The 20,762-nt window shown below is 67.9% G+C and carries 22 protein-coding genes; 10 read left to right on the forward strand and 12 right to left on the reverse strand.

Annotated elements, in window-relative coordinates:
• Positions 1-52 precede the first annotated feature (52 nt).
• The 5 genes from EYR15_RS07505 to ubiE are packed head-to-tail and all read right to left on the reverse strand — an operon-like array spanning position 53 to position 4,627.
• Positions 53-526, reverse strand: a complete 474-nt coding sequence (locus EYR15_RS07505; protein ID WP_131002648.1) for an RrF2 family transcriptional regulator — start codon at positions 524-526, stop codon at positions 53-55.
• An 18-nt stretch (positions 527-544) separates the two neighbouring features.
• Entirely contained in the window at positions 545-994 is a 450-nt protein-coding gene (gene dut, locus EYR15_RS07510) for a dUTP diphosphatase (protein ID WP_131002650.1), read from the reverse strand.
• Positions 991-2,199, reverse strand: a complete 1,209-nt coding sequence (coaBC, locus tag EYR15_RS07515) for a bifunctional phosphopantothenoylcysteine decarboxylase/phosphopantothenate--cysteine ligase CoaBC (RefSeq protein WP_131002652.1) — start codon at positions 2,197-2,199, stop codon at positions 991-993. Before coaBC ends, dut begins: the two co-directional genes overlap by 4 nt.
• A 49-nt stretch (positions 2,200-2,248) precedes the next feature.
• Positions 2,249-3,826, reverse strand: coding sequence for a 2-polyprenylphenol 6-hydroxylase (ubiB, locus tag EYR15_RS07520; protein ID WP_131002654.1), 1,578 nt, complete (start codon positions 3,824-3,826; stop codon positions 2,249-2,251).
• Between the two features lie 36 nt (positions 3,827-3,862).
• A complete protein-coding gene (gene ubiE / locus EYR15_RS07525; protein WP_131002656.1) occupies positions 3,863-4,627 on the reverse strand; it encodes a bifunctional demethylmenaquinone methyltransferase/2-methoxy-6-polyprenyl-1,4-benzoquinol methylase UbiE in 765 nt (254 codons plus the stop codon).
• A gap of 162 nt (positions 4,628-4,789) precedes the next feature.
• Between ubiE and hemJ the strand changes: the two genes are divergently transcribed.
• From hemJ to EYR15_RS07545, 4 genes are all read left to right on the forward strand, one after another.
• Positions 4,790-5,164, forward strand: a complete 375-nt coding sequence (hemJ, locus tag EYR15_RS07530; protein ID WP_245498225.1) for a protoporphyrinogen oxidase HemJ — start codon at positions 4,790-4,792, stop codon at positions 5,162-5,164.
• Positions 5,165-5,440: 276 nt separating this feature from the next.
• Complete coding sequence (gene rho, locus EYR15_RS07535; protein ID WP_131002660.1) at positions 5,441-6,706, forward strand: transcription termination factor Rho; 1,266 nt, start codon at positions 5,441-5,443, stop codon at positions 6,704-6,706.
• Between the two features lie 168 nt (positions 6,707-6,874).
• Positions 6,875-7,657, forward strand: coding sequence for a TPM domain-containing protein (locus EYR15_RS07540; RefSeq protein WP_131002662.1), 783 nt, complete (start codon positions 6,875-6,877; stop codon positions 7,655-7,657).
• Positions 7,651-8,277, forward strand: a complete 627-nt coding sequence (locus tag EYR15_RS07545) for a TPM domain-containing protein (RefSeq protein ID WP_131002664.1) — start codon at positions 7,651-7,653, stop codon at positions 8,275-8,277. The genes EYR15_RS07540 and EYR15_RS07545 overlap by 7 nt, the downstream gene beginning before the upstream one ends.
• 3 nt (positions 8,278-8,280) lie before the next feature.
• Here EYR15_RS07545 and EYR15_RS07550 read toward each other — a convergent pair whose 3' ends face one another.
• From EYR15_RS07550 to hemE, 3 genes are all read right to left on the reverse strand, one after another.
• Positions 8,281-9,060, reverse strand: a complete 780-nt coding sequence (locus EYR15_RS07550; protein ID WP_131002666.1) for an enoyl-CoA hydratase — start codon at positions 9,058-9,060, stop codon at positions 8,281-8,283.
• Between the two features lie 129 nt (positions 9,061-9,189).
• Complete coding sequence (gene mutM / locus EYR15_RS07555; protein WP_131002668.1) at positions 9,190-10,071, reverse strand: bifunctional DNA-formamidopyrimidine glycosylase/DNA-(apurinic or apyrimidinic site) lyase; 882 nt, start codon at positions 10,069-10,071, stop codon at positions 9,190-9,192.
• A gap of 6 nt (positions 10,072-10,077) precedes the next feature.
• Positions 10,078-11,151 (reverse strand): uroporphyrinogen decarboxylase, encoded by a 1,074-nt coding sequence (hemE, locus tag EYR15_RS07560; protein ID WP_280987206.1) that lies wholly within the window; start codon positions 11,149-11,151, stop codon positions 10,078-10,080.
• A gap of 325 nt (positions 11,152-11,476) precedes the next feature.
• Here hemE and EYR15_RS07565 point away from each other — a divergent pair, with 325 nt between their 5' ends.
• The 6 genes from EYR15_RS07565 (at position 11,477) to EYR15_RS07590 (ending at position 16,432) form a co-directional block, all read left to right on the forward strand.
• Positions 11,477-12,340: a pyruvate, water dikinase regulatory protein gene (locus EYR15_RS07565; protein ID WP_131003274.1), complete on the forward strand. Its 864-nt coding sequence runs from the start codon at positions 11,477-11,479 to the stop codon at positions 12,338-12,340.
• Positions 12,337-12,948 (forward strand): Maf family protein, encoded by a 612-nt coding sequence (locus EYR15_RS07570; protein WP_131002670.1) that lies wholly within the window; start codon positions 12,337-12,339, stop codon positions 12,946-12,948. The genes EYR15_RS07565 and EYR15_RS07570 overlap by 4 nt, the downstream gene beginning before the upstream one ends.
• The gene (locus EYR15_RS07575) at positions 12,945-13,784 is read left to right on the forward strand and encodes a shikimate dehydrogenase (RefSeq protein ID WP_131002672.1); all 840 of its coding nucleotides are present in this window, start codon (positions 12,945-12,947) and stop codon (positions 13,782-13,784) included. The genes EYR15_RS07570 and EYR15_RS07575 overlap by 4 nt, the downstream gene beginning before the upstream one ends.
• 6 nt (positions 13,785-13,790) lie before the next feature.
• Positions 13,791-14,375 (forward strand): dephospho-CoA kinase, encoded by a 585-nt coding sequence (gene coaE, locus EYR15_RS07580; RefSeq protein ID WP_131002674.1) that lies wholly within the window; start codon positions 13,791-13,793, stop codon positions 14,373-14,375.
• Positions 14,375-15,079: a DNA polymerase III subunit epsilon gene (dnaQ, locus tag EYR15_RS07585; RefSeq protein WP_131002676.1), complete on the forward strand. Its 705-nt coding sequence runs from the start codon at positions 14,375-14,377 to the stop codon at positions 15,077-15,079. Before coaE ends, dnaQ begins: the two co-directional genes overlap by 1 nt.
• Before the next feature lie 75 nt (positions 15,080-15,154).
• On the forward strand, positions 15,155-16,432 hold the full coding sequence (locus EYR15_RS07590) for an NAD(P)/FAD-dependent oxidoreductase (protein WP_131002678.1): 1,278 nt from the start codon (positions 15,155-15,157) through the stop codon (positions 16,430-16,432).
• A gap of 7 nt (positions 16,433-16,439) precedes the next feature.
• Here EYR15_RS07590 and EYR15_RS07595 read toward each other — a convergent pair whose 3' ends face one another.
• The 4 genes from EYR15_RS07595 to EYR15_RS07610 form a co-directional block, all read right to left on the reverse strand.
• Positions 16,440-18,101, reverse strand: a complete 1,662-nt coding sequence (locus tag EYR15_RS07595) for a DHA2 family efflux MFS transporter permease subunit (RefSeq protein ID WP_131002680.1) — start codon at positions 18,099-18,101, stop codon at positions 16,440-16,442.
• A 27-nt stretch (positions 18,102-18,128) separates the two neighbouring features.
• On the reverse strand, positions 18,129-19,334 hold the full coding sequence (locus tag EYR15_RS07600; RefSeq protein WP_131002682.1) for an HlyD family secretion protein: 1,206 nt from the start codon (positions 19,332-19,334) through the stop codon (positions 18,129-18,131).
• A gap of 227 nt (positions 19,335-19,561) precedes the next feature.
• Positions 19,562-20,395 carry an oxygenase MpaB family protein gene (locus EYR15_RS07605; protein WP_131002684.1) on the reverse strand — a complete coding sequence of 278 codons (834 nt, stop codon included), beginning with the start codon at positions 20,393-20,395 and terminating at the stop codon, positions 19,562-19,564.
• Between the two features lie 64 nt (positions 20,396-20,459).
• A complete protein-coding gene (locus tag EYR15_RS07610) occupies positions 20,460-20,723 on the reverse strand; it encodes a GlsB/YeaQ/YmgE family stress response membrane protein (protein ID WP_131002686.1) in 264 nt (87 codons plus the stop codon).
• Between the last annotated feature and the right edge of the window lie 39 nt (positions 20,724-20,762).

Below are 20,762 nucleotides of genomic sequence, written 5' to 3' on the forward strand. Positions count from 1 at the left end.
GCATCGTAGTCAACGCACAGACAACTGTCGATAAACTCTATGATATACGTTCTTAGATCGTAAAATCATAAAGAGGGCGTTCTTCCCCAAAGACATGGCGGCGCTCCGCCTCGGCGCAAAGCTCCTCGACCGTGATTTCGTCGAGGCGCTCCAGAAAGGCCTCGGAGGCCGAGCGGATCATCGGCATCACGACGCTGCCGACGAGCGGGGAGGCCTCCGAGCCGGGCTCGGGCTCGCGCAAGGCCACTTCGCTCGGATCCTCAGGCTCGCCAAGCGCTGCGCGAACGATGTCGGCGATGGTGATGCGGCGGCGCTCGCGCGCAAGCTCATAGCCGCCGCGCGGTCCACGCACGCCCTTGAGAATGCCTGCGCGCACTAAGACCTGCAGAAGCGTCTCGAGATGCCGGGGCGGCAGGCCATGACGCGCGGCGAGCGTCTTGGCGGCGATCGGGGTCGGACGCGCGTGATAGGCGATGTCCACGACGGCGGCGACAGCCAACAAACTCCGGCGCGGCAACAGGTTCATCGATTTTTTCCTTCCGGGTCACCGCCCCGTCGAACCGAATCCGCCCTCCCCCCGTTCGCTGGAATCGAGCCGGTCCGCTTGAACGAGGGCGGCCTTTTCGACCGCCGCCATCACGAGCTGAGCGATGCGATCGCCCCTCCCAACGGAAAACGTCTCAGTTCCCAGATTGATCAGAAGGACCTTCACCTCGCCGCGATAATCCGCGTCGACCGTTCCCGGGGCGTTCAGCACGGTCACCCCGTGCTTCACAGCCAGTCCCGAGCGCGGCCTGACCTGACATTCGAAGCCCGCAGGAATCTGGAGCGCCAGTCCAGTCGGGACAAGGGCGCGGCCGCCCGGGACGATCACGATCGGGTCGCCGTCCTCAACCGCCGCGCGCAGATCCATGCCTGCGGCGCCCTCGGTCTCGTAGGCCGGCAAGGGCAGGCCCCGGCCGTGCGGCAGCACGACGACGCGCAGCGCGCTCACGTCCTGGCTCCGAGCGCCGCGGCGATTCTCTCGACGAGGGCTGCGGCGACCGCCCGCTTCGTCATGGAAGGCCAGCTCTCGACGCCCTCCGGCCCGACGATGTGGACGGAATTGTCCTCGCCGCCCATCGCGCCGCCGGCCTCGGAGACGTCGTTCGCGACGATGAAGTCCGCCCCTTTGCGTGCGAGCTTCGCCTTGGCGTGCTCGACGACGCGCTCCGTCTCCGCCGCGAAGCCGACCACGATTGCGGGGCGCCTCGCGCCTTTCGCGACAGTCGCGAGGATGTCCGGATTCTCGACCAGCGCGAGGGTGGGCGGACCGCCGGCGCCCTTCTTGATCTTCTGGCCTGAATCTTCCGCGACCCGCCAGTCCGCCACCGCGGCGGCGAACACGGCGGCATCTGCGGGCAGGGCGGCTTCGACCGCCGCCAGCATCTCGCGCGCCGTCTCGACGCGGATGACGGCGACGCCCTCAGGATCGGGAATGGCGACCGGCCCTGTGACCAGCGTCACCGTCGCGCCGGCGCGCGCGGCGGCTTCGGCGATCGCGTGGCCCTGGCGGCCCGAGGAGCGGTTGGCGAGCACGCGCACCGGGTCGATCGGCTCGTGGGTCGGCCCGGAGGTGACGAGCACAGTCTTTCCGACGAGCGGCTTCTCACCGGATCCGAGCAGGCCTTCCGCCGCGGCGACGATCGCGAGCGGCTCGCTCATCCGCCCGAGCCCATTCTCGCCGCGCTCGGCCATGAGCCCGGTCTCGGGCCCTACGAAGGCGACGCCGTCCTCCTTCAGCCGCGTGACGTTCCGCTGCGTGGCGGGATGCGCCCACATGGTCGGATTCATCGCTGGCGCCGCAAGCACCGGCGCCGTGGTCGCGACCAGAGCCGTGGAGGCAAGATCGTTCGCGAGACCGTTCGCGAGCTTCGCGAGAAGATCGGCGGTCGCTGGCGCGACGATGACGAGGTCGGCGTCGCGGGCGAGCCGGATGTGGCCGACGTCGTGCTCGTCGGTGAGGTCGAACAGGCTCTGGAAGCAGCGCTCGCCGGTCAGCGTGGCGACGGAGAGCGGCGTGACGAACTCGGCGGCGGCGGCGGTCAGGATCGCGCGCACCGAATGGCCGCGCTCCTTCAGCCGCCGGATCAGGTCGAGCGACTTGTAGGCCGCGATACCGCCGCCGATGACGAGAAGGATGCGCGCGGGCGAGCTCATAGGCGCTCCACGGTTCGCCGGAGGCCTGCCGACGTCAGACTTGCCGGCGTCAATGCGGCAGACCGAACAGATAGACCAACACGCCGACCGCGATGGCCGCGAGCGCGACGTTCGACCAGATCATGGTCCGCCGGACGCCCGAGACGATCGCCTGAATGCTCTCTTCCGAATAGCTCAACCCGCCGCGCACGACATATTCGAGATCGACAGAGATGCGCTCCAGTCGCAGCAGGAGTTCGGGGCCGGCCGCGAGACCCCGCGCGAGCTGCCGCAGCTCCGAGGCGGCGCTCTCCGCGATCCCGATGGGCCCGAGATTGCGCTCGAGCCATTCGCGGACCACAGGCTCTGCCGTGCGCCACATGTCGAGCCGCGGGTCGAGCGTGCGCGCGACGCCTTCGACGACGACCATCGTCTTCTGCAGCATCAGCAGCTCGGGCCGGGTCTGCATCTGGAACAGCTCGGTCACCTCGAACAGTAAGGTGAGCAGGCGGGCCATCGAGATCTGGTCCGCGGTGCGCGAGTGGATCGGCTCCCCAATCGCCCTGAGCGCACGTGCGAACTCGGCGATCGATTCCTCCGCCGGCACATAGCCCGCCTCGAAGTGGACTTCGGCGATGCGTTTGTAGTCGCGCACGATGAAGCCGTGCAGGATCTCCGCGAGGAAGCGGCGCTCCTTCAGGCCGAGGCGGCCGGTGATGCCGAAATCGACCGCGACCAGCGTGCCGGAGGCGTCGACGAACAGGTTTCCGGGATGCATGTCGGCGTGGAAGAAGCCGTCGCGCATCGCGTGCCGCAGAAAGGTCTGCATCAGGTGCCGGCCGAGAGCAGGCAGGTCATGGCCGGCGCGGGCGAGGCCTTCGCGATCGGCGAGCTTTACGCCGTCGACCCATTCCATGGTGAGCACGCCGCGCGCGGTGCGCTCCCAGTCGACGCCGGGAACCCGGAAGCCCGGATCGGCCGCCGTGTTTTCGGCGATCTCCGACAGCGCCGCCGCCTCGAGCCGCAGATCCATCTCGATCGCGACAGAGCGCGCAAGCGTCTCCACCACCACGATCGGCTTCAGCCGCCGCGCCTTCGGGACCCAGCGCTCGATCAGCCTGGCGACCGCGAAGAAGGCGGAGAGATCGCGCCCGAAGGAGCGGGTGACGCCCGGCCGCAGAATCTTGACCGCGACGGCGCGCTCGACGCCGTCCAGATCGATCACCGTCGCCTTGTGGACCTGCGCGATCGAGGCGGCGGCGACCGCTGGTCCAAGCGAGGCGTAGACGTCGGCTGGCGGCCGTCCGAGCGCCTCGAGGATCTGCGCTTCCGCGATTCCTTGAGGGAAGGGCGCGACCTGGTCGTGCAGCAGTTCGAGATCGCGCGCCGTCTTGAAACCGACGACGTCCGGCCGGGTCGCGAGGAACTGACCGAGCTTGACGTAAGACGGCCCGAGCCGCTGCAGCGCGCGGGCGAGACCGACCCCGCCATCCTTCGCTGAGCTGCGCTCGATGATGCGGCCGACGCGGATCAGCGTGCGCGCGAAAGGCGGCAGCTCGATCGGGTCGACGAGCCTGAGCGCGCCCTCCCGCGCCATGACGAAGCCGGCGCGGGCGAGGCGGACGAGATTGGGAAGCGCCCTCAACACGCGGGCAGGCCGGCCTGTCGAGGGGCGATCATGGCGTCAGATCCGGAAACCGACATGAAGCGCCGCGACCCCGCCTGTCATCGGCGTCGCGGTCACCTGCTCGAAGCCGGCGTCGCAAATCATGCCGGCGAAGGTCTCGGCGTCGGGAAAGCGGCGGATCGACTCGACGAGATAGCGATAGGGCTCGCCATCGCCCGCCACCATTTGGCCGAGCCGCGGGATCACGCCGAACGAAAAGGCGTCGTAGACCTTGGCGAGGCCCGGCACGTCGACCTTGGAGAACTCGAGCACAAGAAGTCGTCCGCCGGGCTTCAGAACGCGGCGCATCTCCTTCAGCGCGACGGGGATCCGCGGCACGTTGCGGATGCCGAAGGCGATGGTGACCGCGTCGAACGAGCGGTCGGGGAACGGAAGATCCTCGGCGTTGCCCTGGATGAACGTCACGCGATCGCCGAGCCGGCGCTTCGCCGCCCGCGCCGCGCCGACGTCGAGCATCGCCTGGTTGATGTCGAACACCGTGACCGAAACGCCGGGCCCGCCGGACTTCAGCGCGCGGAAGGCGATGTCGCCGGTCCCGCCCGCGACGTCCAGCATGTCGAACCGCCGCGCGCCGCGCGGCAGGCCGATCGCGGTGGTCATCGCCGATTTCCAGGCCCGGTGGAGACCGCCGGACATCAGGTCGTTCATCAGGTCGTAGCGCGAGGCGACCTTGTGGAACACCTCGTCGACCAGGCCCTGCTTCTCGTCGAGCCTGACTTCGGCGAAACCGAAATGCGTGTCGTCGGAGACGGAGCGGTCCATCGGAATCCTCGGGCGCGGGCGAAGGCGCGGACCCTAGCTTGGCGGCGCCACCGGCGCTAGGGTCCCGCTCCCCGCCTCCGGGGTCAGGGTTAGCAAGGCAGGCCGCGCGTGGATTTCTATCTCTGGATCAAAGCGCTGCACGTCGTGGCCGTCATCTCGTGGATGGCCGCGATGCTCTATCTGCCGCGCCTGTTCGTCTATCATGCCGAGGCGACCACAGGCTCCGAGAAATCCGAGACGTTCAAGGTGATGGAGCGCCGCCTGCTCAAGGGGATCGCAACGCCGGCGATGATCGTGACCTGGCTCGCAGGCTTGTTTCTCGTCTGGCAGGGCGGTTGGATCACGTCGGGCTGGCTGCATGGCAAGCTGCTGCTGGTGGTGCTGCTCTCCGGCATCCACGGCATGCTGTCGAAGTGGACGCGCGAATTCGCCAACGACGCCAACAAGCGGTCGTCGAAATTCTACCGGGTGATGAACGAGGTCCCCGCCGTGCTGATGCTCGGTATCGTCATTCTCGTCATCGTGAAGCCGTTCTGAGCCCATCTTTCGCGAAAACGGAATGACGGCGCGCGATTGCGCTTGTCGCGCGAGATTTCAGCGTTTATGAGGAAACTCCTCTCGAAGTCGGCGTAGGCGCGCAAGCGCAAGGTCCGGCCGGCGCGCGCAGCGCCCGGCGACTAGACCTCCCACCCGACGGACGCATTCCGGTTCGCGGACGATCCCCTCCTCCGCCTGCGCACTTTCCTCCATATCCAAGTTCCCGCGCACGTCTCACGTCTGACCGAGCCGGACTCTATAATTCAAAGGCCTTCGATGCCCGAAATCAGGCTCTTCGACCTCAAGGCGAAATCGCCGACGGAACTGCTCGTCCAGGCGGACGAGCTCGAGGTCGAAAACGCAAGCACGCTGCGCAAGCAGGAGCTGCTGTTCGCCATTCTCAAGCAGTTTGCGGCCCGCGAGGTCGACATTATCGGCACCGGCGTCGTCGAGGTGCTGCAGGACGGCTTCGGCTTCCTGCGCTCGCCCGACGCGAACTATCTCCCGGGTCCGGACGACATCTACATCTCGCCCTCGCAGATCCGCCGCTTCAGCTTGCGCACCGGCGACACGGTCGAGGGGCAGATCAGGAGCCCGAAGGACGGCGAGCGCTACTTCGCGCTGCTCAAGGTCAACACGATCAATTTCGACGACCCCGACAAGGTCCGTCACAAGGTCCATTTCGACAATCTGACGCCGCTTTATCCGGACGAGCGGCTGAAGATGGAGATCGACAATCCGACCAAGAAGGACATGTCGACCCGCGTGATCGACATCGTCGCGCCGCTCGGCAAGGGCCAGCGCGCCTTGATCGTCGCGCCGCCGCGGACCGGCAAGACGGTCATGATGCAGAACATCGCGACCGCGATCGCCGCCAATCATCCCGAGTGCTACCTGATCGTGCTGCTGATCGACGAGCGGCCCGAAGAGGTCACCGACATGCAGCGCTCGGTGAAGGGCGAGGTGATCTCCTCCACCTTCGACGAGCCGGCCCAGCGTCACGTGCAGGTCGCCGAAATGGTGATCGAGAAGGCCAAGCGGCTCGTCGAGCACGGCCGGGACGTGGTCATCCTGCTGGATTCGATCACCCGCCTTGGCCGCGCCTACAACACCGTCGTGCCGTCGTCCGGCAAGGTGCTGACCGGCGGTGTGGACGCCAACGCGCTGCAGCGCCCCAAGCGCTTCTTCGGCGCGGCGCGCAACATCGAGGAGGGCGGCTCGCTGACGATCATCGCGTCCGCCCTGATCGACACCGGCTCGCGCATGGACGAGGTGATCTTCGAGGAGTTCAAGGGCACCGGCAACTCGGAGCTCATCCTCGACCGCAAGGTCTCCGACAAGCGTACCTTCCCGGCGATGGACATCACCCGCTCGGGCACGCGCAAGGAAGAGCTCATCGTTCCGCCCGACCAGCTCAAGAAGATGTATGTGCTCCGCCGCATCCTGAACCCGATGGGCACGGTCGACGCGATGGAGTTCCTGCTCGACAAGCTGCGGTCCACCAAGACCAACGCGGACTTCTTCGAGTCGATGAACACCTGACGACTGACGCGTCATCCCGGCCGAAGCACGGCGCAGAGCCGGGACCGTTCCTCAGGATCGATCGCTTCACTCCGCCTACGATCCCGGATCGCGCTGACGCGCGTCCGGGATGACGGATCCTGGGCAGCCGTCTTGCCCCGCAGCCTTCGCCATGTTCGGAATGCGCCCATGAGCGCCCGCCGCCCCATCGCGAAACTTCTGGCGGCCGTCTTCGCGCTGCTCGCGGCTATGAGCCTCCCCGCCCGCGCGGAGCTCACATTTCCCGCCTTCTCGAACACCGTCGTCGACGAAGCCAACGTCCTTCCGGACGACGCCGAGCAGGCCCTCGTCGCCAAGCTCAAAGGCTTCCAGGACCGCAGCGGTCACCAGTTCGCCGTCGCGACCGTTCCGTCGCTGCAGGGAACGAGCGTCGAGGATTTCGGCAACCAGCTGTTTCGCGCGTGGAAGCTGGGCGACGCCAAGCGCAATGACGGCGTGCTGCTGCTGGTCGCGCCCAACGAGCGCAAGGTCCGCATCGAGGTCGGCTACGGGCTCGAGGGCGACCTGACGGACTTGGTCTCCGGCTTCATCATCCGCAACGCTGTCCTGCCGCGCTTCAAGGCCGGCGACATTACAGGCGGGATCAACCGCGGCGTCGACGACGCGATCGCGGTCTTCTCCGGGCAGGCTGACGACTACAAGGCGCGAGCCGCCGAGACGGCGGACGACGAAATGCCGCTCGAGACCAAGATCTTCCTGATCGTCTTCTGCCTGATCTTCGTCTTCATTTTTATCCGAGCGTTCCGTCAGGGCGGACGCGGCGGGCGCGGGCGGGCGAGCCCATGGATCGTCGGCGGGCCCGGCTGGGGCGGAGGAGGCGGCGGCTTCGGAGGAGGTTTCGGCGGAGGAGGCGGCTTCGGCGGGGGCGGGGGCGGCTCGTCCGGCGGCGGCGGAGCGTCGGGCGGATGGTGACGCGCGAGCCTCTCACCGACCTCGAACGTGACCGGATCGCAGACGCCGTGCGCCTCGCCGAGACGCGCACCGCAGCCGAGATCGTCGTCGCGATCGAAACCGATTCCTGCGAGGAGTTCGACGCTACGGTCGCCCTTGTCGCCGCCGGCCTGATCGCGATCGCGTCAGCGGCGCCCCTCGACTTCCTCGGGCTGACCGAAACGATGGTGGTCGCCGTCCAGTTCGCGCTTTTCGCAATGCTGGCGACGGTCGCCGCTTCGTCGCGGGCCCGGTCGGTTCTCGGCCTGACGCGCCTGCCGGGCTCCGCCGCCCGCCGGGCTGCGCAGAAGGCGTTCGACGAACTCGGCCTCGCCCGCACCCGCGAGCGCACCGGCGTATTGATCCACGTCGCGCTTGCCGAACGTCACGTCGAGGTGATCGCCGACGAGGGGGTCCACGCCGCGGTCGCGCCGGAGACCTGGGACGAACTGGTGGAGGCGATCGTCGGGGCCGCCAAAGCCGGGCATCTAGCCGACGGCGTCGTTCGTGCGGTTCAGCGATGCGGCGAGGCTCTCGCCGACGTCCTCCCCCCCACGAGGGGCGTGGGGGACGAACTGCCGAACGCGCCCGTGACGCGGTAAGCCTCAGCGGTTCTTGAACGCCGGCTTCCGCTTCTCGACGAAAGCGGCCATCCCTTCGGTCTGGTCGTCCGTCGCGAACATCGCCTGGAACATCCGACGCTCGAACCGCACGCCTTCCGACAGGCCGACTTCCGCCGCAACGTCGACCGCCTCCTTGGCGGCAAGCACCGCCGCGCGGGAGAACGAGGCGATCTTCGCCCCAGCCTCCAGCGCCTCGTCGAGCAGCGTCTCCGCCGGGACGATCCGCGACACCAGCCCTGCGCGCTCCGCCTCTTCCGCGTCCATCATCCGGCCGGTCAGGATCAGGTCCATGGCCTTCGCCTTGCCGACTGCGCGGGTCAGCCGCTGCGTGCCGCCGAAGCCCGGAATGATGCCGAGCGTGATCTCGGGCTGACCGAACTTCGCGGTCGGGCTCGCGAACACCAGGTCGCACATCTGGGCGAGTTCCGACCCGCCGCCGAGCGCATAGCCCGACACCGCCGCGATCCGCGGCTTGCGGCAGCCGACGACGCGCCTCCACGCGCCGCCGAGGTCGGCGAGATAGACGTCGGCGAAGCTCTTGTCCGCCATCTCCCGGATGTCTGCGCCCGCCGCGAACGCCTTTTCGGCGCCCGTGATCACCACCGCCCCGACCACCTCGTCAAACTCGAAAGCCTCCAGGGCCTCGCCGAGTTCGCGGATAAGCGCCGCGTTCAAGGCGTTCAGCGCCTTGGGGCGATTGAGCGTGATGAGGCCGACAGTCTCACGAGTTTCGACGACGAGGGTTTCGTAAGGAGCGGTCATGCGGCCTCGATCGTAGAGAACGTCATCCCGGCCGCAGAGCCGGGATCGTTCACAGCATAAGGCGCTTTATCCGGATGACGATCCCGGATCGGCTGAGGGCCGGTGCGGGACGACGACCTTCTGCGAACGTCACTTCTGGCAGACCGGGCAGAAGAACGTCGACCGCCCCGTCTGCACGATCCGCTTCACGATCCCCCGGCAGCCCGGCGTCAGGCAAGGCTCGTCTTCGCGATCGTAGACCCGGAAGGAATGCTGGAAATAGCCGAGCTCGCCGTCGGCGTGGGAGAAGTCGCGCAGCGTCGAGCCGCCTGCTGCGATCGCGTCCTCCAGAACGTTGCGGATCGCGACTGCGAGGTCACCGGCCTTTGGCCTGGGGCCGCCATTCGCCTTGGCGATTGTGCCAGCCAGCCGCTTCGGCGACAGGCGCGAACGGTGGAGCGCCTCGCACACATAGATGTTGCCGAGGCCGGCGATCAGCCGCTGGTCGAGCAGCGCGGCCTTCAGGCTCGTCTGCTTGTTTCGGAACAGTTTCGCCAGCAGGGCGCCGTCGAGTTCATTGCCGAGCGGCTCTATGCCCATGCGGCTGAACAGAGGATGCGCCATGAGCGTGGCGCGTGGCGCAAGCAGCATGAAGCCGAAGCGCCGTGGGTCGTTGTACGTGATCACCGCGCCGCCGGACATGCGGAACTCGACGTGATCGTGCGCGGCGGCTTTCGAGCGCGGATGGTGGAAGGCGCCCGGCGTCGCTGCCTCATCGCCGAGATCGACCCGGAACGAGCCGGACATGCCGAGATGCATCACCAGCGTCTCGCCGTCGTCAAGATCGGCCAACAGATATTTCGCCCGGCGTCCGAGCGAGACGACGGTGCGACCGGTCAAGCGTTCCGCGAAACGCTCGGGAAAAGGAAAGCGCAGATCCGGGCGGCGGGCTTCAACCTGCTCGATCCGCCGCCCTTCCATGACCGGCGCAAGGCCCCGCCGGACGGTCTCGACCTCGGGAAGCTCGGGCACGCCGCCTCAGCCCGCGCTGCGGACCCGCGCGACAAGCTGAGCGACATGCTCCGGCGGCGTCTGCTGGCGCACGCCATGGCCGAGATTGAGGATCAGCGGAAACCCGCTCAGGGCGTCCAGGACTGCGTCGACGGCTCGATCAAGCGCGGGACCCCCGGCGACCAGTGCAATCGGGTCCACGGCCCCCTGGAGGGCGATGTGGGAGGGAACCGCCGCGCGTGCGGCCGCAGGATCCTCCGATGTGCCGATTCCAAAACCCTGCGCCGGGATGGCGCGGGCGAAGGCCCCGAGCTTGGTCCCGGCGCCGCGAGCGAAGGCGATGATCTTCGCGTCAGGAACCTCAGCCCGCACCTTGTCGCAAAGCGCCTTGATCGGCGCAGTCGACCAACGCTCGAACTCCGACGGCGGCAGGTCGCCGCTCCAGCTGTCGAAGATCTGCACGGCGTCCGCGCCAGCCTTGAGCTGCGCGACGAGATGCGCGGCGGAGGCTTCCACCAGCATGTCCATCAGCGCCTGGAACGTTTCTGGCTCGCGATAGGCGAGCAGCCGCGCCGGGGCTTGCTCGTCGCCGCCGCGTCCGGCGACCATATAGGTCGCAACCGTGTAAGGCGCGCCGCAGAACCCGATCAGCGCCTTATTCTGCGAGAGCTCGGAGCGCACGCGGGAGACAGTCTCGTAGACCGGCGAGAGCATCGCAAGATCGATCGTCTCGCGAAGCCTCTTGAACTCGCCGAGCGACGTCACCGGATCGAGCCGCGGCCCTTCGCCTTCGACGAAGCGAACGTTCTGGCCGAGCGCATGGGGCACGACCAGGATGTCGGAGAACAGGATCGCCGCGTCGAGATCGAAGCGGCGGATCGGCTGGAGCGTGACCTCGGTCGCGAAATCGGGCGTGTAGCAGAGGTCGAGGAAGCCGCCGGCCCTGGCCCGAAGCTCCCGATATTCCGGGAGATAGCGGCCCGCCTGCCGCATCAGCCAGACCGGAGGCGTCTTCTGGGTCTCTCCGGAGAGCGCCTTCAGGAAGCGCGAAGCCTCTCGCGTCGAAGGCTCGGCGAGCCGTTCAGCCACAGGACCGCTCACCCGGTCTCCTTTCCCAGACTCTTAGAGATTGAGTCTTCTACTGCTTTTATTAGGGGGGCGGATTACAACCGTTATAGGTCGTCCACAAGGCGTCCACAGCGAGACCGGCGTTAACCCGGAATCAACCAAGCGGGTTAACGCTGCGTTAAGAGGGCGTTTACGAGTTGTTAACGGATTGGGCGGATTTGGCCGCGTCGACGACAGCGATCGTGACCGGTGTTGATGGAATTCGGGCGTTCGGCGCCAGCCGGTCCCGACCGGGCGCCAACGGGCGTTTTCATCCCCAGTCATCCACCGCTGCGTCGACAGGCTGTGCGTGTCCGAAATGATCGAGACGCCTCCTTCGTTCCATGTCCATCTGGTCTCCGACTCCACCGGCGAGACGCTGGTCGCGGTCGCTCGCGCGGCGGCCTCGCAGTATGCGGGGATCTCGAGCGTCGATCACGTCCATCCGCTGGTGCGCTCGGCTCGCCAGCTCGAACGCGTGCTGAAGGAGATCGAGGCCGAACCAGGCATCGTGCTCTACACGCTGGTGGAGGAGACTCTGATCGAGACGCTGGAGGCGCGCTGCCGGGATCTCGGCTGCCCCTGCCTCTCCGTGCTCGCCCCGGTGTTCCAGCTGCTGCGCTCCTATCTCGGCGCTGAGCAGGCCAACATGCCGGGCGCCCAGCACCAGCTCGACGCGGAGTATTTCAGGCGCATCGACGCGCTGAATTACACGATGGCGCATGACGACGGGCAGGACAGCCAGGGCCGCTATCTCGCGGAGGCCGACGTCATCCTGCTCGGCGTCAGCCGCACCTCGAAGACGCCGACCTCGATCTATCTCGCCAACCGCGGCGTCAAGACTGCGAACATCCCGCTCGTCCCCGATCTTCCGCCGCCGCATGGACTGGAGACGCTGAAAGGCCCGCTGATCGTCGGCCTCGTCGCCTCGCCCGAGCGCATCGTCGCGATCCGCCACAACAGGCTGCTCGGCCTCGAAGGCGACAAGGCGGGCCGGCTGCAGGAGAGCAACTACGTCGATCCAGGCTCCGTCGCGTCCGAGATCATGGCGTCCCGTCGCTTCTGCGCCCGACATGGCTGGCCGACCATCGACGTCACCCGCCGTTCGATCGAGGAGACGGCGGCGGCGATCATGGCGATGCTCGTCGAACACCGCGCCGGACGGACGGCGGAGCGGGAATGATCGGGTTCTGGCGGTTCCATATGCCGCTCGTCCTCGCTTCGACGAGCGCGATCCGTCTGAGGGTTCTCGCGGAAGCCGGGCTCCCGGCCGAGGCGGTCGGCTCGGGCGTCGACGAGCGCGCCGTCGAAGTCTCGTCCGGGGCGGCGACACCCGCCGCGGTCGCAGTCTCGCTGTCGCAGGCCAAGGCGCTCGCCGTGTCGGACCGCATGCCCGGCAGGCTGGTGCTCGGATGCGACCAGACCCTCGATCTCGATGGCGAGCGCTTCACCAAGCCCGTCGATCGGGACGCTGCGCGCGCTCAGCTCGAGCGCCTTTCCGGCCGCACCCACCGCCTTGTCTCTGGCTCGGCGCTCGCTCGAGACGGCCTGCTGCTCTGGAGCGGCTTCGCGGACGCGCGTCTGACCATGCGCCCGCTTTCGGCCGACTTCATTGCGCTTTATCTGCAGGAAGCCGGCGACGCGCCGCTTTCGAGCGTCGGCGGCTATCAGTATGAGGGACTGGGCGCGCATCTTTTCGAGCGCGTCGACGGAGACGACCGCACCGTGTTCGGACTGCCGCTTCTCATCGTCCTCGAAGCGCTGCGCGGGATCGGGGCGCTGGCTTCGTGACCGCGCGCCGCGCCTGCGTCATGGGGTTCCCGGTCGCGCAATCGCGCTCGCCGCTGATCCACGGTCACTGGCTTCGCCAGCATGGGATCGACGGGTCCTACGAGCGCGTGCAGCTGCCCGCCGAGGACTTCGAAACCTTCGTCCAAGACCTGGCGGAGAACGGCTTCGTCGGCGGCAACGTCACCGTGCCGCATAAGGAGGCCGCCTTCGCGCTTCTCGACGAAGCCGACGAGGCGGCGTCGGCGATGGGCGCCGCCAACACGCTGTGGCTAGACGACGGGAGGCTCAAGGGCGCGAATACCGACGGTTTTGGCTTCCTCGCCAATCTGGACCAGGCTGCTCCGGGATGGGAAGGCAGGCGACAGCTCGCGGTAGTGCTCGGCGCTGGCGGCGCTGCGCGGGCGGTCGTGCACGCGCTCCGTTCTCGGGGGTTTTCGCGGGTGGCCGTGGTGAACCGCACGGTCACGCGCGCCGCCGCCGTCGCCAGGCTCGCCGGAAGCGCCGGGGAAGCCTACGGACCGGACGAAGCGCCGGAGCTGCTCTCGGAGGCCGGCCTGCTGGTCAACGCCACCTCGCTGGGGATGGCCGGCAAGGGGCGGCTCTACGTCGATCTGAGCTCGCTCGCCCGCTCGGCGGTCGTGACCGATCTCGTCTACGCGCCGCTGGAGACCGAACTGCTGGCCCGCGCCCGCGCCCGCGGGAACATCGTCGTCGACGGCCTCGGCATGCTGCTGCACCAGGCGGTTCCCGGCTTCGAGCGCTGGTTCGGCGTTCGGCCGGAGGTGACGGAGGAACTCAGGGCTCTGGTGGTAAAGGACCTAGAGGGTGGATCGTAGGGCCTCATGCTCCTGATAGGCCTCACTGGCTCCATCGGCATGGGCAAGTCGACAACGGCCCGGCTGTTCGCGGAGGAAGGGGCTGCGGTGCATGATTCCGACGCCGCCGTCCACGCGCTCTACGCTGGCGCGGCTGTGCCTTTGATCGAGGCCGCTTTCCCCGGAACGACGCGCGAGGGCGCGGTCGATCGGAAGGAGCTGGGGACGAGGGTGCTGGGCGACGCCAAGGCGCTCGAAAAGCTCGAAAACATCGTCCATCCTCTGGTGCGGGCGGCGGAGCGGGCGTTTCTCGACGAAGCGCGCGCTTCCGGGGCGACAATCGCCGTGGCGGACATTCCGCTGCTGTTTGAGACCGGGCGCGCGAAGGACTTCGACCGGGTCGTGGTGGTCAGCGCCGGCGCGGACGAGCAGCGCCGCCGGGTGATGGAGAGACCGGGCATGACGGAAGAGATCTTTGCGCGCATTCTTGAGCGCCAGCTTCCGGACGCCGAGAAGCGCGCTCGCGCCGGTGTCGTCATCGACACCTCGCGCGGCGTCGAGGACGCCCGCGCGCAGGTCCGCGCGGCGCTGAAAGATTTCGGGGCCGCCTGATGCGCGAGATCGTGCTCGATACGGAGACGACCGGCCTTGACGCCCTGACCGGCGACCGCGTGGTCGAGATCGGCTGCGTCGAGCTGCTGAACCGGATCGCGACCGGGAACAGCTATCACGTCTATCTCAACCCCGAACGGGACATGCCCGACGACGCGTTCCGCGTCCACGGCCTGTCCCGCGAGTTTCTCTCCGACAAGCCGCTGTTCGCCGACGTGGTCGACGAGTTCCTGGACTTCATCAAGGAAGGCTCGCTCGTCATTCACAACGCGGCCTTCGACATGGGCTTCCTGAACGCCGAGCTGTCGCGCTGCGGGCGGGAGGCGATCGGCTCGGAGCGCGTGATCGACACGCTGATGCTGGCGCGGCGGAAGAACCCCGGCGGCTCCAACTCGCTCGACGCGCTCTGCCAGCGCTACGGCATCGACAATTCCCGCCGCACCAAGCACGGCGCATTGCTCGACAGCGAAATCCTGGCCGAGGTCTATCTCGAACTCCTCGGCGGCCGTCAGGCGACGCTCGGTCTCAGCCACCTCGCCGACCGCGTGGCCGGCGGCGGCCGCACTGCCGCGCGCCGCCCCACGCCGCTCGCCCCGCGCCTGACGCCCAACGACATCGCCGCGCATCTGGCCTTCGTCGCGACGCTGAAGGAGCCGGTCTGGCGGGATTATTTCGTGGTGCCGGAGATGGTTGCGGCGGAGTAGGGAGGCGAAGCGCGCATCTCGCGCGACCGCTCCCCCTTGCCCTTCCGTGCCGGTCCAGCCGATTGTTCGGCCTCGATGACCTTCCTCGACGCCCCCTCTTATTACGCCGCCGCAAACCCCGCGCAGGCTCCCCGTGAGCCGCTGCGAGGCGACCTGCGCGTCGACGTGGCGATCGTGGGAGCGGGGTTCACCGGGCTGTCGGCGGCGCTGCATCTCGCCGAAGGCGGCAAGCGCGTCGTGGTGCTGGAGCAGGCGCGCGTCGGCTGGGGCGCCTCGGGGCGCAACGGCGGACAGGTTCACACCGGCCAGCGGCGCGAGCAGGACGAGCTCGAACGGATGGCCGGCCGCGACGACGCAAGACGGCTCTGGGCGCTCGCGGAGGAGGCCAAGCGCCTCCTGCTTCACGACCTGATCGGCCGGCGCGGGATCGATTGCGCTTGGACGCCGGGTCTGATCCACGCCGATCACAAGCCGTCTTACGTCGCTGAGACGCATGCCTACGCCCGGCGGCTAGCCGAGGATTACGGGTACGAGGAGGTCGAGCCGCTCGACCGCGAGCAGCTCTACGAGCTGGTGAGATCGGACAGCTATCACGGCGGCTCGATCGATCATGGCGGAGGCCATCTCGATCCGCTCGCGCTGGTCTACGGCCTCGCCCAAGCGGCTGAAGGCGCCGGCGCCAAGATCTACGAGGGCGCCAAAGTGAGGCGCATCCGCCATGGCGGTCGGCCGCAGCTGTTTACCGCGGAAGGCTCGGTCTCGGCGGACACGGTGCTGATCTGCACGGACGGACTGCTGGAGGGCGTCGAGCCTGCGGTGGAGGCGCATGTCGCGCCGATCGCGAACCACATCGCGACCACCGTGCCGCTCGGCGACCGGCTGCAGGAGGCCCTGACCTCCCAGGCCGCGGTCTCCGACAGCCGCTATGTCGTCTATTACTACCGCCCGACGCCGGACGGGCGGCTGCTATTCGGCGGCGGCGAGACCTATTCGACGACGCTGCCCAGGGACATCGCGCCGATCGTGCGGCCGCATATGCTGAAGGTGTTCCCGCAGCTCGCCGACGTCGAGCTCGAGCATGCCTGGGGCGGAGTTCTCGGCATCACGCCGACGCGGCTTCCTTTCGTACGCGCGGTCAGCCCGAATGTGCTGGTCGCGGCCGGCTATTCCGGCCAGGGCGTCATGCTCGGCCCGCTCTTCGGCAAGATTCTGGCGGAGGCGTGTTCCGGCCAGCTTGACCGCTTCGATCTGCTGTCGCGCCTTCCCGTGCCGAGTTTCCCGGGCGGCCGCTGGCTGCAAAGGCCGCTGTTGATCGCCGTGATGAGCTATTACGCGCTACGCGACAGGCTGTAGCTGCTCCTCAGTGCCCCGCAGGCGCGGCCGCTCCGGAGGCCGGCCGCTTCACCAGCGGGACCAGCAGGACGATCGCGAAGAACAGGATCGTCAGGGCCCAGAACAAGTCGCCGAAGGCGAGCACCAACCCCTCCCGGCGCACCATGTTCGCAAGCTGCCTGACCGCCACAAGGTCCGAATCCGAGCCGAGCCGCGTCGAGAAGCCTTGCGCGAGCGACGCCATCTGCTCCTCCGCGGCCTGCCGGCCCCAGGTCACGTGCTCGCGCAGGCGCAGCATGTGAAGGTCCTGCCGGTCGTTCAGGAAGGTGTTGATGAAGGCGAGCCCGAAGGCGCCGCCGAGATTGCGCATCAGGTTGAACAGGCCGCTGGCGTTCTTGAGTTTTGGGGGCGGCAACGTGGCGAGCGAGACGACGTTGATGGGCACCATGCACATCATCAGCGCGGAGCCGCGCAGCGCCTGGGGAACGAACAGGTTCCAGAACGCCCAGTCCTTGGTGATGTAGGTGAGATCGATGCAGGACAGCGCGAAGCCGGAAAAGCCGGCGGCGATCAGAAAGCGGGGATCGACCTTGCGCGACAGGATGCCGACGACCGGCGCGGTCATGAACATGAACAGGCCGGAGACGAACACCGTTTCGCCGATCTGTAGGCTGTCGTAGCCGCGCACCCGGCCGAGGAAGACCGGGTAGAGATAGGTCATCCCGTAGAGCCCGATGCCCATGATGAAGGTGAGCAGCGAGCCGACGGCGAAGTTGCGGTTGCGGTAGACCTGGAGGTCGACCAGCGGCGTCCGCGCCGTGAAGGAGCGCCAGAAGAATACCGCGCCGCCGATCAGCGAGAGCACCGCGAGGTTGCGGATCGTCTCGTCCTGAAACCAGTCGTCCTTCGCGCCGTCCTCCAGCACGTACTCCATGCCGCCGAGGAAAATGGCGAGCGCGATCAGCGCGACATAGTCGAGCTGCTTCAGCAGCCCGGTCTCCGGCTCGTCGAAGTCGACCAGCGTCCATGCGAGCAGGGTCGCGACCGCGCCGGGCACGACGTTGATCAGGAACAGCCAGTGCCAGGAGAGCAGCTCGGTGAGATAGCCGCCGACGGTCGGGCCGACGGTCGGCGCGAGCGTCACGGTGAGGCCGACCAGCGCCATGATCGCGGGCTGATGGCGGCGGGGAAAAATGGTGTAGGCCGCGGCGAATGCGGTCGGGATCATGCCGCCGCCGATGAAGCCCTGCAGCGCGCGGTAGACGATCATCTCCGGCAGCGTCGTCGCGGTGGCGCAGAGCACGCTCGCGATCGTGAAGCCGGCGGCCGAGATCGAGAACAGCACGCGCGTCGAGAGCGCCCGGCTGAGGAAGCCCGACAGCGGGATCATCACGACCTCGGCGATCAGATAGCTCGTCTGCACCCACGAGATCTCGTCGGCGCTGGCGGAGAGCCCTGCCTGGATCTCGGCGATCGAGGACGAGACGATCTGGATGTCCAGGATCGCCATGAACATGCCGAACACCAGCGCGAAGAACGCGATCAGTCTTCGCGGCGTGACGACAGGCTCGGAGGGCGGAGAAATCCCCGCGCCCGAAGCGCGCGATGAGCCCGGAGCCGACGACCCGGTGGGGACGCGGGATGGTCCGTCGGCTCCAACGACGCCTGGAGGATTGGCGTCGTCGCTCATCGCGCGCGTCTCGGGCGCGGGGTCACGTCAGCGCCGCTTGGAGGCGGCGTCCGACGTATTCGTCGGCGCGGTGCGCGTGTCGACGGAGGCGACCACGGAGAGGCCCGGGCGCAGCAGGCCCTTCGCCACATCCTTCTGGTCGACCCGGATACGAACCGGCACGCGCTGCACGATCTTGGTGAAGTTGCCCGTCGCGTTTTCGGGCGGCAGCAGCGAGAACTGCGCGCCGGAAGCGGGCGCCAAACTGTCGACCACGCCCGTCGCGTCATGCTCGGGGTAGGCGTCCACGGCCAAGCGAACCTTTGAGCCCGGCCGGATGTCGGCGAGCTGGGTTTCCTTGAAGTTCGCGTCGACATAGACGCGGTCGAGCGGGGCGACGGCCATCAGGCGCTTGGCGGGCGTCACATAGTCGCCCTCCTGCACGGCCTTGTTGCCGACGACGCCGTCGAACGGCGCGCGGATTTCCGTCGCGTCGAGGTCCCGCTGCTTCTGCGCGCGGGCGGTGACGAGTTCGGCGAGCGTGCGCTCGGCCTCGGTCTTCTGGGCGGCGAGCACCGCGCGGTTGGCCTCGGCCAGCGCCAGACCAGCCTTCGCGCTTGCGACCGAAGCCGCCCCGCGGTCGCGGTCGGCGCGGGCCTGGTCTGCCGCCTGCCGCGAGCCGAAGGTCGATTTCATGAGCTGCTGCGCGCGGTCGAAATCGGCGTTCGCCCGGGCGTTTTCGGCGTCTGCGCTTGATCCTTGCGCACGGGCCTGGGCGATCTGGGCGTCGGACGCGATCAGCTGGCTGTCGAAGCGCGTCAGCGCCGCGCGCTGCGTCGCGATCCGGCCGTCCGCAGCCTCGACCGCGAGGCGATAATCCTCCCGGTCGAGCGTCAGCAGCAGATCGCCTTTCTTGACCGCGGCGTTCTGCGCGACTGCGACGGTCGCGACATAGCCGGAGACCTTCGGCGCGATGACCGCCATGTCGGCGCCGACATAAGCGTCATCCGTCTCCACAAGGAAGCGGCCGTCGACCCACCAGTCATAGCCGTACCAGCCGCCGAATCCGAGCGCCGCCACCGCCGCGACGAGCAGCGGGATCCTGCGGCGCGAGCTTTTCTTCGGCGGCGCGGATGCGGCCGGCGCAGCGGCGGCCTCGGATGCCGGACGCGCAGGCGCCTCCGCCTCAGCCTCGCGGCGCGCTTCGGCGACAAGGCGGGGCCTTGCGGCCATATCGGTCTGAGCCTGAGCCATTGCGTCCATCGCCTGCGGTCCAGAGGTCCGCCGCATCGCCCGAGGGTTTCCCACGACAGTTCGGACGCAGAACCTGACCGAACCGTTCGGTCAATCGGTACTGCGAAAACGGGGCTTGCGCAAGCATTGACCGAACCGTTCGGTCATTTTTGGTGAATAAGTTCGTATTTGCCGGGCGGTGTGCGCCCTGCTTCCTTCGTCGACCCGACAGCAGGGCACGGCGCTTCTTAGTTGTCGCGCATGACCCAGCGCATCACGCCCACCACGCCGAGGGCGCTTGCGCGGATCGCTGTCTTCCGTGCCGGTGGGTAGTGGAAGCCATGCATGCGAACGGCCCAGTCCGGCATCAGATCTGCGCCAGCGTCGAACATCACGCCGAACAGCGGCGCGAGCGCCGGGCTGTCTGGCTTCTGTGACAGCAGGGTCCGCGCGACCTCGCGGGTGCGATGATCGACGCGGAGCTCCGGCCGGATCGCCTCCAGAAAGGCGACTGCGTCCGCCCGTGTTTCTGGCGCAGGGTCCGAGCCGAGCATGCGCGCGACCACCGCCGTCTCGCGAAAGTAGCGGTCCTGCTCGGCCCGGCTCATCAGCGGATCGCGATAGCGGCGGAAAGCGTCGAGGAAGCAAAGCCCCTCCGCGACATGCACGAAGGCGAGGAGTTTTGGATCGTTTGCGCTGTATGGCGCGCCGTCGGGCAGTTCGCCGGTCACGCCGTCATGGATTGTGCGAACCCGCGCGATGAGCCCGGTTGCCCGTTCAACCGAGCCGTAGGTTACGCCTCCGACGAATTGCGCAGTGCGGCGGAGGCGGGCCGCCATGTCGTGCCGAAAGTCGCTGTGGTCCCAGACGCCAGCGAGCGCGGCGGGGTGCAGCATCTGCAGGAGGAGGGCGCCGACGCCGCCGATCATCATCGTGGCGAGGTCGCCGTGAACGCGCCACGCCGCGGAGCGCGGGCCGAACAGGCCATCGTCCTGGCGCGGAGGAGGCGGGCCGTTCGCCGGTCTATCCGCGCCCACCATTGCGAGGGCGCGGGTTTTGATGACGGAGCGCAGGGAAACCATGGAATGTCCTACGCGGCTGGCGCCCCTTAGATCTACGCCGAAGAGATTAGCCGGCGAAGTCCCTTCAGACTCTTCGGAAGAAGCCGATGATGATCAGCAGCACGACAGCGCCGATCGTCGCGCCCACAAGCGTGCCTATAAGCCCGTCGCCGACATGGATGCCGAGCTTGGCGAGCAGCCAGGCGCCGACAAAGGCGCCGATGACGCCGACTGCGATGTTGCCGATGATGCCGAGGCCAAAGCCGCGGACGATGACGCCCGCGAGCCAGCCCGCGATGCCGCCGATGAGAAGAACGGCGATGATGCCATAGCCTGCGAAGGGTTCCATATGCGCCTCGTGCGAAGGGCGGCCTGTTCCGCCTGAGGC

The sequence above is a fragment of the Hansschlegelia quercus genome (assembly GCF_004310425.1).
Taxonomy (GTDB): Bacteria; Pseudomonadota; Alphaproteobacteria; order Rhizobiales; family Methylopilaceae; genus Methylopila; species Methylopila quercus.